General features: G+C 69.7%; 5 protein-coding genes. 2 read left to right on the top strand and 3 right to left on the bottom strand.

The window, feature by feature from the left end; translation table 11 throughout:
- Positions 1 to 817: 817 nt before the first annotated feature.
- Positions 818 to 7,711, bottom strand: coding sequence for a polymorphic toxin-type HINT domain-containing protein (locus tag ACFWXO_RS41645; RefSeq protein WP_380531516.1), 6,894 nt, complete (start codon positions 7,709 to 7,711; stop codon positions 818 to 820).
- A 93-nt stretch (positions 7,712 to 7,804) separates the two neighbouring features.
- Positions 7,805 to 12,214: a LamG-like jellyroll fold domain-containing protein gene (locus ACFWXO_RS41650; protein ID WP_380531519.1), complete on the bottom strand. Its 4,410-nt coding sequence runs from the start codon at positions 12,212 to 12,214 to the stop codon at positions 7,805 to 7,807.
- Between the two features lie 192 nt (positions 12,215 to 12,406).
- Here ACFWXO_RS41650 and ACFWXO_RS41655 point away from each other — a divergent pair, with 192 nt between their 5' ends.
- Both ACFWXO_RS41655 and ACFWXO_RS41660 read left to right on the top strand, forming a co-directional pair.
- Positions 12,407 to 12,946, top strand: a complete 540-nt coding sequence (locus ACFWXO_RS41655) for a replication-relaxation family protein (protein WP_380531522.1) — start codon at positions 12,407 to 12,409, stop codon at positions 12,944 to 12,946.
- Between the two features lie 159 nt (positions 12,947 to 13,105).
- Positions 13,106 to 14,152 (top strand): hypothetical protein, encoded by a 1,047-nt coding sequence (locus ACFWXO_RS41660; protein ID WP_380531524.1) that lies wholly within the window; start codon positions 13,106 to 13,108, stop codon positions 14,150 to 14,152.
- 702 nt (positions 14,153 to 14,854) lie between these two features.
- Here the strand turns inward: ACFWXO_RS41660 and ACFWXO_RS41665 are convergent.
- Positions 14,855 to 15,016 (bottom strand): hypothetical protein, encoded by a 162-nt coding sequence (locus ACFWXO_RS41665; RefSeq protein WP_380531527.1) that lies wholly within the window; start codon positions 15,014 to 15,016, stop codon positions 14,855 to 14,857.
- Between the last annotated feature and the right edge of the window lie 1,130 nt (positions 15,017 to 16,146).

Here is a 16,146-nt window from a genome sequence, read left to right on the forward strand (position 1 = left end):
CGCCGCGCTCAAGGCGGGTGACGCTCCGCCGTTTTGTGCAGCTCCTGTCCGTTGAGGTTGCGTACACCTGCTGCCTTCACACCCCCGGCACGTCCTCCGCCAGGACCAACCCGGCGGAGGACTTCCGAATATCGAGGGCGCCACTAAATCTCTACTCAGAAGCGCGCCAGGTATTCCATCTCTACTGGAGACCCAGTCGACTTCGGTCCTCGCGGAGATTTTCGACTAGCCAAGATAAAGGCCACCACTAAATGCTCCGGTCGCTACCCGGGGGATATCCCCTGCCGAAAAATCAACGACCCCGATATCATTGACGGAAATTTCCCAGGGTCAATCCTGAATAAAGGCTTCCGGGTCAGCGGCCCGAATGATTCCTTCTATGTCAGTTACCCCAGTCGAAACGGACTGACGGATGATCGACGGGCCGTTTCGACTGGCGATGTTAATGCGACTCAATGGCCCACAGGGGGGTGAAACCTTATCTCGAACAGATTCCGCTGGAGAGAAATTCCTCCAAGAGGTCGAGGAGGTCATCTTTGGCCTTCGACTCGAGCCAGGGGTCTATGTCTGCGTCACTTGGCGGCCCTGAGGCCAGACCGCCGCGGACCGCTGATGTAATCATCGAAGACCAGTGAAGGCTGCACGGGCCACCTACAACTCGATTCGCCACCCACTCGTTAAAGCCCTGAAGAATCCTCCCATCCCGCGCTGTGTCAAAACCCTCGACAAAGGAAACGAGGGTCATGTATCGGTCATCCAAGAGAAACATTCTCGGCCGCAGCCTGAGATTCGAGATCAGCTCTGATGGTTCCATGCCCTAGAATCCAAAATTGATGTCGTCCTGATGTTTCCACTGGCCTTTAAAGTCCTCCCGTGTCATCCCTTCGGGGCCTGTGGTCCCGTCGTAGACGCGATCATCCTTAACGACAGCCCAGTGCTCCCACCAGTCTCCCTCCGGATTGTGAGTTGAGGGGCCGAGCACGCGGTAGCGACTTGTAATGTGGACTTGGTCGCCACCTATCATCTTCTGAATTTTTTCTGCGCAGGCCTTGCAGTTGCCATTCTCCTGCTTCGGCCAGCCGCCAACAATTCGACACCGGGGGCCACCGGCATTGTGCACCAATACGGGAGTTTCTCCAGCGAGTACATAGTACGTGTGCAGGTCACGGACCGTCAGGTTGTAGGCTGGCTGGACCAGGTGGAAGTGCCGGACCCGGGTCAGGGCGACGAGCGTGCCGTCGGAGCTCCGGACGGTGTCGTCTGCGGTCAGGCTTCCGGCGTCGACCCAGGTGTTTCGGTTGACGCTCCAGAAGGGGTGGTGGTCGGTCGCCGTGATCTCACCGCGGCCGTCGGCGAGGACGAGGGTGGTGAACTCGGCGTCGTCCGGGGTCACCATGGTGGCGTCGACTTGGCGGGCAGTCGTCGTCCCGGTCTCCGGGTCGGTGGCGAGGACGTGGTCCCCGACCTTCAGCTGCTCGATGGGCTTGGTCGTCCCGTCCGCCAGCTGGACCTCGACGCCCTCCGGGAAGCTGTCGCAGGACTTGGCGATCTGGTTGCCGGCCGAAGGCTTCTCGGCTGCGGCCGGCTTGGGCTTGGCCTTGCTGAACTTGGACAGGCCTTTGCCGAGGGCACTCGAGGCGGCGCCTATCTCGGAGGGGCCGAACGGGGCGACGTTCTTGAACTGCCAGTCCACGAGCATGTCGAAGAGCTCGCGGTCGACCGGCGACTTCCGGCACTCCGCGATCTCGGCGCAGGCGTTCAATGCCGCTGCCACGTAGTCGTGGGTGTCGGAGTCCGGATCCTCCCCGAAGCGGTGGCGCTGCTTCTGGAGGATCCTCAGGTTCTCGTCGGTCTTCTTGATCAGCTTGTTGAAGTCGGTCTTGCCGGCGCTGATCTGCACTCCGCCGGGGAGAACCGCTTTCTCCGTCTTGACGGTCTCGACGATCCAGTCGCCGCCGCCGACCGGTGCCCAGTAGTCCTCGACCAGTTGGCCTTCGGGGGTGCGGCACTGGGCCGTGCCGCCGCAGGTGCCGTCGGGGCGCATGCCGGACGGATCGCTGAGGGTGAGCGGGTTGTTGTTGCTGTACGTGTAGCCCGCCAGCGACTGCGGGTCGGTGCCGACGAGCACCGGGTCCACGTTGATGAACCGGCCGGTGGCTGGGTCGTAGTCGCGGGCCGCGAGATGGGTGAGCCCGGTGGGCTCGGCCGTGCCGCCTAGGAAGCCCCGTGTACCGGCCCAGGTGGTCGGTGCGGCGCCGCGGGTGCCGCCGAAGGGCAGCGAACGGCGCTGGTCCGCGGCGCCGGTGGTGGCGTCGATGCCGACTTCGGCGGTGCCGTGGTGGTCGTTGACCTGGAAGGTCAGTCGGTTGTCGTCGGTGCGGACGGCGGTGGCCGCGCCGAGCGGGTAGTAGCGGGTGGCGGTGGCCTTGGCGGCGTCCTTGACCAGCTTCAGCTCGGTGCCGCCGAGGTACAGGGTCCAGTTCTCGGCGTTTGGGTTGGCGGTGTCGGCGGTGTGGCCGATGAGGCGGTTGCCGCCGGCGTCGTAGAGGTAGTCGGTGGTCTGGTTGGTGGTCGTGGTGGTGGTGCCGTTGGTGGTCTGGACGGTCGCGGCGAGTCGGCCGAGTCGGCCTTCGGTGTCCCAGATCAGGGACTGGTCACTCGCCTGGCCGGCGGACGGCTTGAGGTGTCGGCCGGTGGTGTTGCCCGCGTTGTCGTAGGCGTAGCTCTCCACGATCGGAGCGCCGACGGTCCCGGTGACGGTGCTGGTGGAGCTCAGGCTGTGCGGACGGGCCGCGGTGGCGGCGGGGTAGCTGTAGGTGGTGGTGGCGTCCTGGCCGGTGTTGCCGGTGGTGTCGTGCCGGGTCTCGGTGGCCCGGGTGCCGTTGGTGTTGTAGGTCCAGCTGGTCCAGTACGGGGCGGGGCCGCCGAGCTGGGTGCCGCTGGGGGCCGTGCAGCTGCCGGTGTCGGGGGTGTAGGCCTCGGTGAGGCGGGCCAGGGAGTCGTAGCGGAAGCACTGCCGGTCGGTGCCGGAGCGCGAGGTGTCGGTGACCGAGGTGACGTTGCCGGCCTGGTCGTAGGTGTAGGCGGCTGCGCGGGTCGCGCCGGTGATGCCGTACTGGTCGGTGCGGCTGGAGGCGAGACGCTGGGTGCCCCACTCGTAGGAGTTGGTGACGTACACGTCCTTGCCGGCGGTGCCGTTGCTGAGCGTGGCCTGCAGCGGCTTGCCGGTGAGGCTGTAGGTCTGGTTGGTCAGGTACTTCGTCAGGCCCTCGACTGCGGTGGGCCGGTGCAGGGCGTCGTAGGTGAACGCCACCGCTTCGGCGGGCAGGTTGCCGGCCGCCGGGAGGGCGACCGACCTGGCCTGGCCGTCGAGGCGGTAGGTGGTACCGCTGATGTAGTTGCCGGCCAGGGCTTCCTGGCCGGGGACGGACGGAATGGTGACGGTGGTGCGGGTGGGGCGGGCGAGGGCGTCGAACAGCGAGTAGGTGGTCGTGTACTGGTAGGTGGTGCCGCCGACCGGGCTGTAGCGGGTGCTGGAGGACAGCTGGCCCTTGTTGCCGGACGGGTCCCAGACCTGGGAGGTCAGCAGCGGTCCGGTCGCCGAGCCGTCGTGCGTCTCGACCGGCCGGGAGACGTTGTCGTAGACGGTGGTGACGGTCTTGCCGTTGCCGTCGGTGGTGCTGGTCAGCTCACCGCGGTCGTTGTAGGTGCTGCTGGTGGTCCCGGAGTCAGGGTCGACCGCCTTGGTCCGCCGGCCGAGCTGGTCGTACAGCCAGGTCCAGACACTGCCGGCGGGGCCGGTGAGCCTGGAGAGGTGGCCGGTCGCGTCGTAGCCGTAGGTGGTGGCGTCGTAGGCGCCGGTGGGCGTAGCGGACTTGTACTGGCGCAGCTCCACGACCTGGCCGACGGCGTCGAAGACGGTCGTGGTGGGGGTGCCGCCGTTGGGCGGGGTGACGGTGACCCGGTCGCCGCTGTATTCGGTGAGTGTCGTGGACAGCGGGGTGCCCACGCCGTTGCCCGAAAGCGCCGTGGTCTTGACGGTCCGCCCGAGGCCGTCGTACTCCGTCGCCGCCTGGGTCTCCAGGCCGGTGGTGTCGTCGATGTTGCGCAGCGTGCCGGAGGGGGCGCCGGTGGCGTAGTACGGGGCGTAGGCGAGGACCGTCTGACCGCGTTCGTCGTAGAAGGTGTCCACGATGACGCGGCCGCCGTTGTCGCCCGGGGCCTGGGTTTGTCGGGCGCGGCCGAGGCCGTCGTACAGGGTGTAGGCGGTTTGCTGGGAGCCGTCCTCGTTGAGGGTCTTGCCGGCGACGGAGACGATCTGGTTGTCGGCGATCGTGTAGGCGTACTCCTGGTCGGGGGTCTGCCCGGCGCCCTTGGAGCGGTCGGGCAGCCAGACCTTGAGCGTGCGGCCGAGCGCGTCGTAGAGGACGTCGGTGCGGCGGTTGTTGGTGTCGATGGTGTCGACGGCCTGGCCGCGCAGCAGGTCGTAGTCGGTGGTGGTGGTCTGCGTCGTGGTGGCGTCGCCCGCCTTGGCGGGCGGTGTGGTCTCCACCGTCCTGGTGGGCCGGCCGGTGGTCGGGGTGTAGGCGGTGGTGGTGGTGCGGGCGCTCGGCGAAGCCGTGGTGACCGGGTTGGTCGCACCGCTCAGGTCGTAGACCGTGCTGGAGGCCAGCTCGGTGCTGCTCAGCGGTCGGCCGTAGCCGTCGAAGGCGACGGCTTGGTCCAGGTAGGTGGCGCTGTTGCCGGTGCGGGACTTGAGCGTCTGGATGAGGGTGATGTCGCCCTTGGCGGGCGCGGCGCCGAAGTCCTGGCCGTCGAACCGGTAGCGGATGTCCGAGAGTACCGCCGAGGTGCCGTCGGCCCGGGTGTCCCGGTTGACGTCAGTGGCGCAGTTGGCGGCGACCACCTCGACGCGGGAGACGCCCGTGAGGATCCAGGCGCCGGTGTTGTCGGCGTACGTGGTGCGGGTGCAGGTGTCGTCGTCGGGGACCGCGACGTCGCCCTGGTTCTCGACCGTCGTGGTCCGGCCGTAGCCGTCGCGGGTGCTGTTGGTGCGGGTCTCGCGCCAACTACGGCCCGCGCCCTTGTCGAGCGAGGTGAAGGTGCGGGTCACGGCGGTGCCGGTGATGTTGGCGGTGGTGGTGCCCCAGTCGCGGACGCGCTTGGCGGTCTCCTTCTTCCACGGAGTGTTGGTGTTCTTGCCGAGAATCAGGCCGCCGGGCTTGTCGTACTGCTCGGTGCGGTATTCGTAGCCCGCCCACGCGTTGTCGTCGGTCAGGACGGTGCCCTGCCCGTCGTCGACGGTGACGGCGCGCCTGCCGTTCTTGTCGGCAGGATCGTTGCGGTCCTGGTCCATGCCCCGCAGGAAATAGTGGTCCGCTTGGGTGGACATGCCGGTGACGCCGCCGGTCTCCACCCGGGTGCGGGCGTAGCCGCGCCACTGGGACCAGGTCTTGAGCTTGTCCTTGGTCAGGCCGTCCTCGTCGTCGTAGTGCCAGGCGGCGTCGCCGAGGTAGGTGTAGTGGGTGACCATGTCGGGTGCGCCGCCGGTGCGGTCGGTGGCGATGACCGCGTCGACCACGTACTTGTTGAACCACTCCGTGACGACCGGGGTTTCCTCGGAAGCCTGGTACATCTGCGGGAAGCAGCGGGTGGTGTTGGTCTGCGGTGTGGGCAGGTTGTTCCAGTCGCAGGCCGGCACCGAGTAGTTGACGTCGATCTGGCCGCCGCGCTCGTCGGTGACGGTGCCCAGGCGCTGCTTGATGAACGGCATGCGGCCGTCGCCGACCTTGTCGAGCCGGTTGGCCAGCTGCTTGTAGGCGAGGGTGGTCTTCGGCAGTGCGACGGAGGGGTCGGCGGAGGAGCCGGTGTGCTTGATCGAGTCCAGCAGGAGCTGGTAGTCGAAGTCGGCGGTGCCCCACTTGTGGGTCAGGTCCCAGGTGTCGACGGCGGTGTAGCCGCCGTCGGCCTGGAGGGTCTTGGCGACGACCTGGGTGAGGCGGGTGCGGGTGAAGAAGGTCGGCGAGTACTGGCCGGTGCAGTCGGTGCCGTCCTTGCAGTTCTGGTCCCACGGGGTGTCGTACCAGTACTGGCGGTTGGAGTCGATCTTCGCCGGGTCGCAGAGCGCGGCGTCGGTCTCCAGGCAGCGCTCGGCGGTGCCGAACTCGACCCGGCCCATCGGCTTGACGGTGGCCGAGTAGAGGTCGCCCTGCTGCTGGCCGTACTCGATGTGGTCCAGCCGGCCGCCGCGCACATAGGGGGTGCGGTCGGTGGCCTTCAGGTTGCGGCCGTAGTTGTTGGTCTCGGGGGTGTACCAGTAGGTGATGTCGTTGCCGTGGGCGTCGACCACCAGGTCCAGGTTCCACCGCCAGCCCTGTTGGCACCAGGACGATCCGAAGTCGGCGCCGTTGCACGGCTCGCCCGCGTTGTTGCCGTAGACGGGCACGGTGTAGACGGACTTGGTCTCCGGCTTGCCGGCCGACCAGTTCGGGAGGCGGTTGTAGCCGAAGTAGTAGTTGGTGCCGTCGGTGGTGGTGGCGCGGAAGTACTCGCCGTCGTTGTCGCCGTTGCCGCGGCCGGTGTCCCTCACGCGCACGACCTTGGTCGCGTCGTCGTTCTTGATCCGCCACTCGTCACCGGAGACCGGGATCAGCTCACCGGAGTGCCCGGCGAAGCTGATGGTGGCGTTGTCGGTGCCCCAGCACAAGTCACCCGGGCTGGCGGTACCGGTCTTCGGCGCGCCGTCGTCCGCACAGGGCTTGTAACTGCGTTCCACGAAGCCGGGCGACAGCTCGAAGCCGTCACCCGCCCAGGAGGCCTGGTTGTTGCTGTTCGCCGTCCGGCCGTCGATCGCACCGGAGTTGTACGACAGCCCGATCTTCGGCGTCAGCCCGCCGGGCATGGGGGTCAGCGGCATGTCGTACGACCAGGTGAACGAGCCGCTGTTCAGCGCGGTCGACCAGCTCGACGCGCTCGACAGGGGCGTGGCCTTGTAGTCGCCGCTGGGCCCGGCGCTGCCGGTGGTGGCGGCCAGCACCATCGCCCCGGAGGTGGACTGCAGGCGCATCGACCCGGTCGGGGCCGTGGTGAGGGCGGTCGCGGCGACGGTCTGCTTTGCGACGTCGTTGCCGCCCGGCAGCGGGGTCTGCACCCGGCACTCGGGCCGTTCGGGCGTGGTCAGCGCGCACTCGGGCAGGCGCACCAGCTTCAGGCGCGAGCCGAAGCCGGAGCCCGCCGCCTGGGCGAAGGACGAGTAGTCGACGGCGAGGCCGCTGTTCTCGTCGGCGCCCGCGACGGTCAGCAGCACACCGTTGACCCCGGCCTTGGCGGCGGCGTCCTGGCCGAGCAACTCGACCTTGGCTTTGCCCGCCGCGCCGGCGGAGGAGACGGCGACCGGAAGCCGGCCGGCCTTGACCGCCTTGCCCTTCTCGCCGGGGACGTCGACGGTGGCGCTGCCCGCGCCGGGCAGGGCGCCGTGCTTGCCGTCCGTCTTGCTGACGGTGGTGTCGGCCTTGCGGCCCTTGGTCTTGGCGTCCGAGCCCTTGACCGGCTTCTCCGGTGAGACGGCGGACGGCTTGGTGTACGGTTCGGCGGCCGACGCGACGGCGGCCAGCGGCAGTGCCGGCAGCAGCGACCCGACCAGCGTGCCCGCGATGACCGCAGACACCCGCGACCGGGCCGGCAGCCGTAGCACCGACCTCTTCCTGCTCATGGGAGAACGACTCCTTGGAAGGGAAACGAAATGGGACAGGCAGACCACGGGCCGGGCGGCAGACGGCCGCCCGGCCCGCAGAAGGAGGGGGGATCAGACGCCGGTGGAGGTGTCCAACTCGACGTTGTAGTTGGCGAGCTTGCCGATCTGCGCGGGGCTCAGAACGCCCTGGTACAGCCAGACGTCGTCCAGCTCACCGGAGAAGTACTCGCCCCAGGCGCCGGACTCCTTGTTCCGGCCGAACTGCACGCCGCTTCCCGCCTCGTAGGGCTGCGGGACACCGGGAGCCCAGGAGACGTGCGGGACACAGGTCTTGTCGACGTCCGCGCAGCCCTGGTTCTCGACCTGGCCGTTGACGTACAGGGCGAGCCGGTCCGCGAAGGCGTCGTAGCTGACCGCCAGGTGCGTCCAGTTCTCCATGACGGAGACGGCCGAGGTGTGCGCCGTCCTGGTGCGCGTCCCACCGGTGTTGGCGTCGGTGTCGCGCACCTCCGCCTCCCACTGACCGTACGGCTGTCCGCTGACGGGGTTGTTGCCCAACGGCACCCAGCGCACGGTGACCGCGCTGTTGTTGGCCCCGGCCGCCGAGAGCACCGTCATCTTCCGGGTCGGGACGCCCGCGGGGTTCGCCCAGCCGGCCAGGGTGAAGCTCTGGCCGGTGTGCACCGGGGTCGAGGCGGTGGCCGCGTAGCCGGTGGAGCCGTCCAGCAGCAGGGTGCCGGAGACGGGCAGCACGCCGCCGTCGGCCTTGATCGAGGCGCCGCCGCCGAGCTGGGCGCCGGCCGTGGCCGGGCCCTCGTCCGGGGTGACGGCCGGGGTGCCGGTCGCCGCGTTGAGCTTCCAGCGGCCGGCCAGCTGCGGGCGCTGCTGCACCATCGCGGTGGCCTCCGGGCCGGTGACGACGCGGTCGTAGATCCGCACGTCGTCGATGTCGCCGCCGAAGAACTCGCCGTTGACGCCCTCGCGGTTGACGGCGCCGATCTGCACCGGGCCAGGGGTGGCCCACGGCGCGTTCTGGGTGTAATCCGACTCACCGACGAGGAATCCGTTGATGTACAGGCGCAGCTTCTTCGCCGCGGTGTCGGACACGCCCAGCAGGTGCGTCCACTCACCGGTGGTACCCGTGAAGCACGGCACGCCGTTGATCTGGGTACCGGCTGTGCAGGCGTCCTGCCAGGTGCGCACCAGGGTGTCGGTGGAGGTGTCCTCCTTGTAGCGGCCGAAGATCCAGCGACCCCAGTAGGGGGAGTAGTACAGCGAGAACTCGTTGTTGTGCTGGCCGATCTGGGTGACCGCCATCTTCGCCGTGGTGTCGCCGGGGGTGGGCGCGGGCAGCTTGACCCAGGCGGAGACGGAGAAGTCCCGGCTGCCGTCCACCTGCGGGCGGGTGCCGCGCAGGTAGTCGTCCACGCCGTCCAGGTGGACCGCCTTGTCGGCGATGCCCGGGCGGCCGAGCGCGACGCCGTTGTTGGCGGTCAGGTTGTCGGTCTCGGTGGTGCCGACCGGCTTGGCGTCGGCGCCGTCCAGGTGCCAGACGGACCTGGCGGGCAGGCCGGTGGCGAGTTGCTTGTCGGCGGCGACGTCGGCGGCCTCGGCCCTGCTCAGGTTGCGGTCCCAGAGCCGGACCTCGTCGACCGCGCCCTTCCACGGGTCGGTCCAGTTGCCGAAGTACTTGGAGCGGCCGAACTCCAGCGCGCCGTGGACGTCCCAGTTGGCGACGACGGGCACCGGGGTGCCGGGCACACCGTTGACGTACAGGGTGCTGGTCTTCGTGGCCGGGTCGTAGACGCCTGTCAGGTGGGTCCACTGGCCGAGCACCACGGGGGCGTCAGAACTCGCGGCTTCGAGCGCGTAGTCGGTGGGGTGGTCCCTGCTGGACGTCCACATGGTCCATTTGCCGGCGAACAGGCCGAGGGCGAAGCGGGCGGCCCAGTTGCCGTTCTCACTGACCGCGACCCGGTTGCGGGTGGTGTCGCCGGTGAGGTTGACCCAGGCGGAGACGGTGAAGCCGCGGGTGGTGTTCAGCACCGTGCCCTGGGTCTCGGCGTAGCCGTTGGGGGTGCCGTCGAGGGCGAGGCCTTCCTTGAGGTGGCCTGCCGCGCCCGGGGTGGCGCCGGGGGCGAGGGTGGCCTCGAAGCTGCCGCCGGTGCCGGTGACGCTGGTGCCGCTCGGGTCGTCCATCGACCAGCCGGTGCGCTGGGTCTGCCCGGAGAGCACGCTGAAGTAGTACGTCTCGGGCTGCGAGGCGTTGCCTGCACCGTCGACGGCCCGGGCGGAGAGGAAGTGGACGCCGGCGGTCTGCGGCTGGACACGCACGCTCTGGCCGGCGCCGCCGCTGGTTGCCACCTCGTTGGCCGCGGACGGCGAGGTGTCCAGGCCCCATTGGTATTTGACCACGTCGGTGGCGGCCGACTGCAGGGTGAAGTTGCCGGTCCGGCCGACGCCGTCGGTCCACGGGAGCGCCGCCGTGGCGTCCTTGGAACCCGGGTAGGCGTCCGAGGTGATCGCCGGGCCGTCCGGGGCCGAGGTGTCGACGATGAAGTAGCAGCCGGTCGGGTCGCCGTCGGAGGACCAGGGCCCCCACTGCGCGCCGTCCCAGGCGCGGGCCTCCCAGTCGAGCTGGAGGTTCTGCGGCAGGTTGGTGGGCAGTGGCCAGGAGAAGATCGAGCCCGAGGCCTTGAAGGTGTTGCCCGCCGGGGCGGCGTCCTCGGAGCCGGTGGACCACCAGCGGCGGCGCAGGCCGGTGCCGTCGTCCCAGCCGACCGCGAACTGCACGCCGATCGCCTCGCCGTCCGGGTCGGTGGCGCGGGTGGTGACCTGCGGCATCTTGTTGATCCTGATGGCCGGGTACTGGCAGACCGAGCCCGGCGACATCGTCATGTCCGACATCGGGATCTGGTTGGGCCGCTGGTTGTAATACACCGACAGGTAGGCGTCGTCGGTGAAGCGCTTCCAGGCGAGGGTGTCGCCCTCGTTCTGGGCCTTCAGGCCGAAGGTGATGGTCGGCCAGCCCCAGTTGGCGGCGTCCTGGACGAGGTTGCGCACCGCGCCGTCCTCGCCGTACTCCAGCCAGCCGCCGGGGCAGCTGCCGCTCCAGCCCTTGGCGGTGTTGATGGTCTGCAGGTAGCGGCTCCAGAAGCCGGAGGCGTTCTGGGCGTTCCAGTTCAGGCTGGGGGAGATGTAGCCGGTGCTCCACAATTCGACGGGGCGGGCGTCGCAGGAGTACGACCAGCTCTCGTAGGTGCCGAAGGTGGCGGAGAGGACCTGTTTGCCGACGAAGGGGTTGGACACCTGGAAGAACGCCCGCTTGACGTCGGCCGGCACACAGCGCGAGTCGCCGTTGCAGTAGCCGACGCCCCAGTCGTGGACGTAGCTGCTGTTGAATGAGAAGTGCCAGTACGCCTGGTTCGGGTAGCTGCGCGAGACACCCGCCCAGTCGCCCGCGTGCGGGGTGTTCCACGCCGGGTCGATCATCACCGGGTAGACCGTGTCCGGGGCATCCAGCATGCCCTGGTCGGGCGTGAGCAGCAGGCCATCCTTGGGCAGGTCGACCTTGAGACGGGTCATCTTGGCGCCCTCGCCGGGCAGGTCGCCGTAGCCGGAGGCGGGGTCGTTCTGCGCGGGGGCAGCAGGGGCAGCAGGGGCAGCAGGGGCGACAGGGGCAGCAGGGGCGGACGGGGCGTCGGACTGCGGGTCCGCCTGCGGGGCAGTCTTAGAGGACTTCGGAGCGTCGGCCGGGGCGGGGGTGCTCGGCGCGGCGGTGGCCGGCTTGGAGGAGTCCCACATCACCGGGACGGGCGCCTCGAAGACGGTGCCACCGCCGGAGGTGTCCTTCGCCTTGAGGGTGCCGTCCGCCTCCTGGCTGAACGCCAGGCCGTTGCCCTGCAGGCCGAGCCGGAGCTGGTCCAGCTCGGGGTTCTTCGCGGCCGCGGCCGTGTGCACCACGATGACCTGGGTGAACCCGGTCTTGGTGGCGGACAACCGCAGGTCCACATCCGGCAGGATCGACGGGTACTCGGCGGTTGCGCCGTTGATCGTCGGCTTGGGCAGCGGCTTTGGCCAGCTGAGCTTCAGCTCCTTGCCGGCCCGGGCCATCGTGACCAGTGGCGCGCTGCCGCCACCGGAGAACCGCAGGTCGGCGGTGGAACCCTTGGGGGCGACGGCGCCGCCGGGCAGCGTCTGCAGCGTCGGGTCGAGCTCCACCCAGGCGCCGTTCTTGCGCACCCGCTTGGGCTGGACGTAGGTGGTCGTCTTCAACTTGCCGTCAGGTAGGGCGACGGTGTCACTGGTCTCGCTGCGCTTGGCGAGCACCTCGACCGGCTTGCCCGAGCGCGCGGCCTCGTGGACGGCGAGGGTCTCGGCGGTGTCCTGGGCGTTCGTAGCGCCGGTCGGAGGTATCGCTCCTGTGGCGGCGGTGGCCGGCACCACCGCGGTCGCGGCCAGCGCGACCGCGGCGAGGGCCGCGGCGAGCAGACTGCCCGACTGCCTTGCTGCTGTTCTCACTGCGTTAGCTCCGACTTATTGGTAAGGGCAAAGAGTGAACGGACCCTGGTGGGCGCGCAAAGGCCCTGTCACGGTTCATCAGAAAAGCACGAGGGATGACTCTGGGGGCCGCCGTGTCAGGCGGGGAGACTCGGGCAGGGGGCACATCACATGCGACGGGGCGGTTGTGGGATTGGGCAGGCGGCCGCTGAGGTGAAGTGTGCCAGCGTACGATCCGGGCAAGTTGGCAATGCGTCGGCCTCTTCTTCGGATTCCGTCTGTGGTTCGCAGACCCGCACCGCGCTGCGCTCCGACGTCCTCGGCGCGCTCGGTGTCCTCAAGGTCGCCACCGCCGACCAGCTCCAGCGCCTGCTGCGCCCCGGGGCGGCGTCGAACAAGGCGATCCGGCAGGCGCTCGGCGACCTCGCGCTGCACGGCCTGGTCGCCTCCGACGGCAACACCCGGGACCGCCAAAAAACCTGGCGGCTGGAGGGAACGGCCGGACTGGAGGCGGCTGGCCACGTCCTCGGCCTGCCCCGCGCCGACATGGGCTCCACGGCCCGCGGCGCCGGACGCTCCGGCGCCCAGCACGCGATGGCGGTCAACGAGACGATCAGCGCGTTCGTCTCAATGCTGTTGATCTTGATTCGGCGGGACGATCACCTGGACCCCTCCTCATGTCGGCTGCGGGCTGCCGCTGGTTTGGCCGACTCGGCTCGGGTGTTCGCAGAGGGCTGGTTCAGTCCATGGTGAACGGCTTGCCGTCGAGGGTGAGGATGTTCGGGTCGGTGCCCAGGTCAGGAGGAGTACTTGGGGGCTGCTGGCGCCGTGTGCCGCGTCGCCTTGGAGTTGCTTGTCGATGGCGTCGATGGTCGCCTGCTTCCAGGCGTTCTTGGGGGTGGCCAGGACCAGGTGCGGCCGGACGGTGTGTGGCAGGCTCCGGAGATCGGGGTGCCGGTCCTGATGGTCGAGGTCGACCGTTCCACTATGGCGCCGGAGCGGGTCGCGGCGAAGTTCACCGCCTACCGCGAGCTGTTCCGTACCAAGGTGAAGAGCACCGACCCCGCGCCGGCCGGGCAGGACCCGGCCGACCGTACGGTGCACTGGTGGCGCCGTACCTACCCCGGCCCCCACACCCGGCCCGGTTACCCGCCCGTCGCCCTGGTCGTCAGCGGCGCCGGGCCCGTCGCCCTGGCAGGCCGCCAGGAGGCCGTGGCGGACCTGTCGGCCGAGTGCTGGCGCGGCACCGGGTGGACCGTGACCCAGGACGACAACGAGGGCGACGGCTGGCGCGAGTACGACGACGCCGTGCCCGTCCTCGCGACCACGCTGGAGCTGCTGGCCGAGTACGGCCCCCTCGGCCCCGTCTGGTGGCGCTACGGCCGCCAAGGCCGGCACTGTCTGCTCGACGCGCTGGAGAACCCGGACAACCGCGCCGCCTACAACCAGCGCCAGAAGGCCCGGGAGAAGAAGGCCCGCCAGGAGCACCGAGAGTGGATGCGCACACTCGCCTGCGCCGACTGCGGCAACGTCCCGAAGAAGGAGAGCACCTGGCACTACGGCCCCGACGGCTTCCGCGTGGAGTGGACCCGCGAACCCGGCGACCGCTGCTGGACCTGCCACCAGGAACGAGAGGAACGCCTGGAGCGGGAGGCCCAGGAGCAGCTGGAAGCGGCCCGGGCGGCGAACGCCGTGCGGCGTCCGTGCTGGTCGTGCCGGGGCTCGATCGGTGGGGAGGAGGGCTCGAAGCTGGAGCTGACCGGGAAGGCCGGCCCGGGTCGGCTGGAGTGCCCGAAGTGCGAACAGGACCGTGCCGTCAAGGACTTGGGCCCGCTGGTGCTGCCCGCCCCGACCAAGCGCGAGCAGGTGGCCGCGCTGGTCTCCACCCCGGATGACCCGTGGTGGGAAGACCGGCTACTGCACGCCAAGCTCTACCCGGCGAAGGGCCGCCGGGTGTGACCTGTTGGTTGTGGTGGGCGTGAAATGGCCTCTCTCGCGGTGTTGTCTGGACCTTTGGTTGTGCCTGTTGGGGGTGTCTGGTGGGTGGTGTCGGGTGGCTGGTGTGGTGACTGTATGTGGTGGTGGGTGGGGGTTGGGGGCCAGGCCGGGCCGGTTGCGGTGTGGTGGGCTGTTTTCGTGGGTGAATTCCGCCGGGTATTCCGCCCGGTTGTTTTGGTGGATTGGCCGCTGGATGGTGGTGTGAATTCGGGTTGGATCTGCTGGGTTAGGGTGGTGGCGGGGGTTGGTGTTCGGTTTCGCCAAGGCCGGGCCCGCCGTCCGGGCCCGGCCTTGGCTGCGCCGCCGTCCCGGGCCCTGCTGCTGCGCCTGCTTGGCCGCCGTCGTTCCGGGTCCGCCGTCCGGGCCTCGCTGTGCCGCTGCTGCCGTCCCGCCGTGTTGCCGTGCCGGCCTCGCTGTGCCGCCGTCCGGGCTGTGCCAGCCGCTGCGCCTCCTGGCTGGGCGGTTGGGTGGCCGTCAGGCCGCCCTGGGGGGTCGTTCTGGTGGTGGGTGGGTGGGACAGGGTGTGGGACGGGGAGCCGGTCATGCTGGTTTCTTGCGGGTGTAGCAGTGGTGAGCGGCGAGGTCGCACCTGTTGTGCATCTTGACCGCGGACCGGGTGAGGGGCCGGCGGCCGGGTGGGTCGGCCCGGCCGGCGGCGGGGGCTCAGTGGCGGAGCAGGTGCTGTGCGAGGAGGGTGACGGGCAGGGCCCCGGCGGCGCCGGCCGCGCCCAGGAGCGCTCGGCGGCCCAGGACCCTGGCGTGGGACCGCCACCGCTGCCCGCGCGCCCTGGTGGGAGCCGCGAGCCGTTCCGGCGTAGGTTTCATGGTGATGCTCCTGTTGGTGAAGACGGGGTGTCGGCTGGGGAGCCCCGACCAGCGCCGGCCAGCGCTGGTCGATCACGGGGCTCCCCGGGCCCTGTCAGGCCGTCAGATACGGCCCGGTTGCCGGAAATGTACTGCCCGTGAGTACTCCACGCGGCGCCCGTCCAGGTCCGCCCTGAGGTACGCCCCGCCGTCCTGCTGCTGGGCCTGGTCGCCGTCCTGGTCGGCCGCCAGGCCGTCTCGCTGCGCCCGTCTCGGGGGTCCGGCCGCTGCCCGCCGTGCCCGCGCCCGCCCTGGTGGCGTCCCGCCCGCTGCCAGGGCGGCCCGCTGCTGCGCCCTGGCCGCGGTCCTGGCCGTCGTCCTGGTCCGGTGTTCGGTTTGGTGTCGCTGCTCCGGGAATTGCTCCGTTGACGTCGAGCGGGATTTCCTCGGCGGTATGGAACGGCGGTCGCCGTGTCGGCGCGGAGGGCCGTAGGCCACTTTCCGGTGTGCCTGAATTCGATTTCCGCCCGCTGCGCCCCGCAAGGCTTTCAAATTGCCGCCTGAAAGAGAGTGGAAATAAATTCGCATTCTCGCCTGGAGCGCGGCCGGATAGAGCCGGTATGGACGGTTGCCGTGAGGTTGCCCGTTCACGTCCCGCGCCCGTCTGGGAACCGGCAGGATAGGGCTGTACGGAAGTCGTGGAAACGCCGCCGGATTCGCTTCGGATTCCGGCCGGGAGTCTGCGGTTGAGGGCCCGTCAGGGACCGCTGCACGGGGTGCCCGAGAGGGACCGCCACAGGGGCCGGGGAGGCCCGGGCCGGACCGGAGGCCCACTGGCGGCCCCCGAGGGCCGCAGGCCCCGCCCCAGGGGCGGCGGATGGGCTGTCAGCCCAGCAATCAGGCGGCGGACCGGCCACCTGCCGGGACCCGAGCCGGTGCCCGCGGCTGGGACGGGGAGGGCGCGGGGCAGGGAGGCCGGCCCACTTCGGCGTGCCGCCGGGGCGTAGCCCCGGACGCCCCGCAGGGGTGGGCCCGAGCCCGGGGCACGGTGCTTTCTGATGATCGGCGTTTGGTTTTCACTGGCTCGGCATGGCTGTTCACCGGGGTGGCCGAGGTTCTTTTCCCTGGTCACGGGTGTCCGTAGCCGGGGT

The sequence above is a fragment of the Kitasatospora sp. NPDC059088 genome, from assembly GCF_042738155.1.
Lineage (GTDB): Bacteria > Actinomycetota > Actinomycetes > Streptomycetales > Streptomycetaceae > Kitasatospora.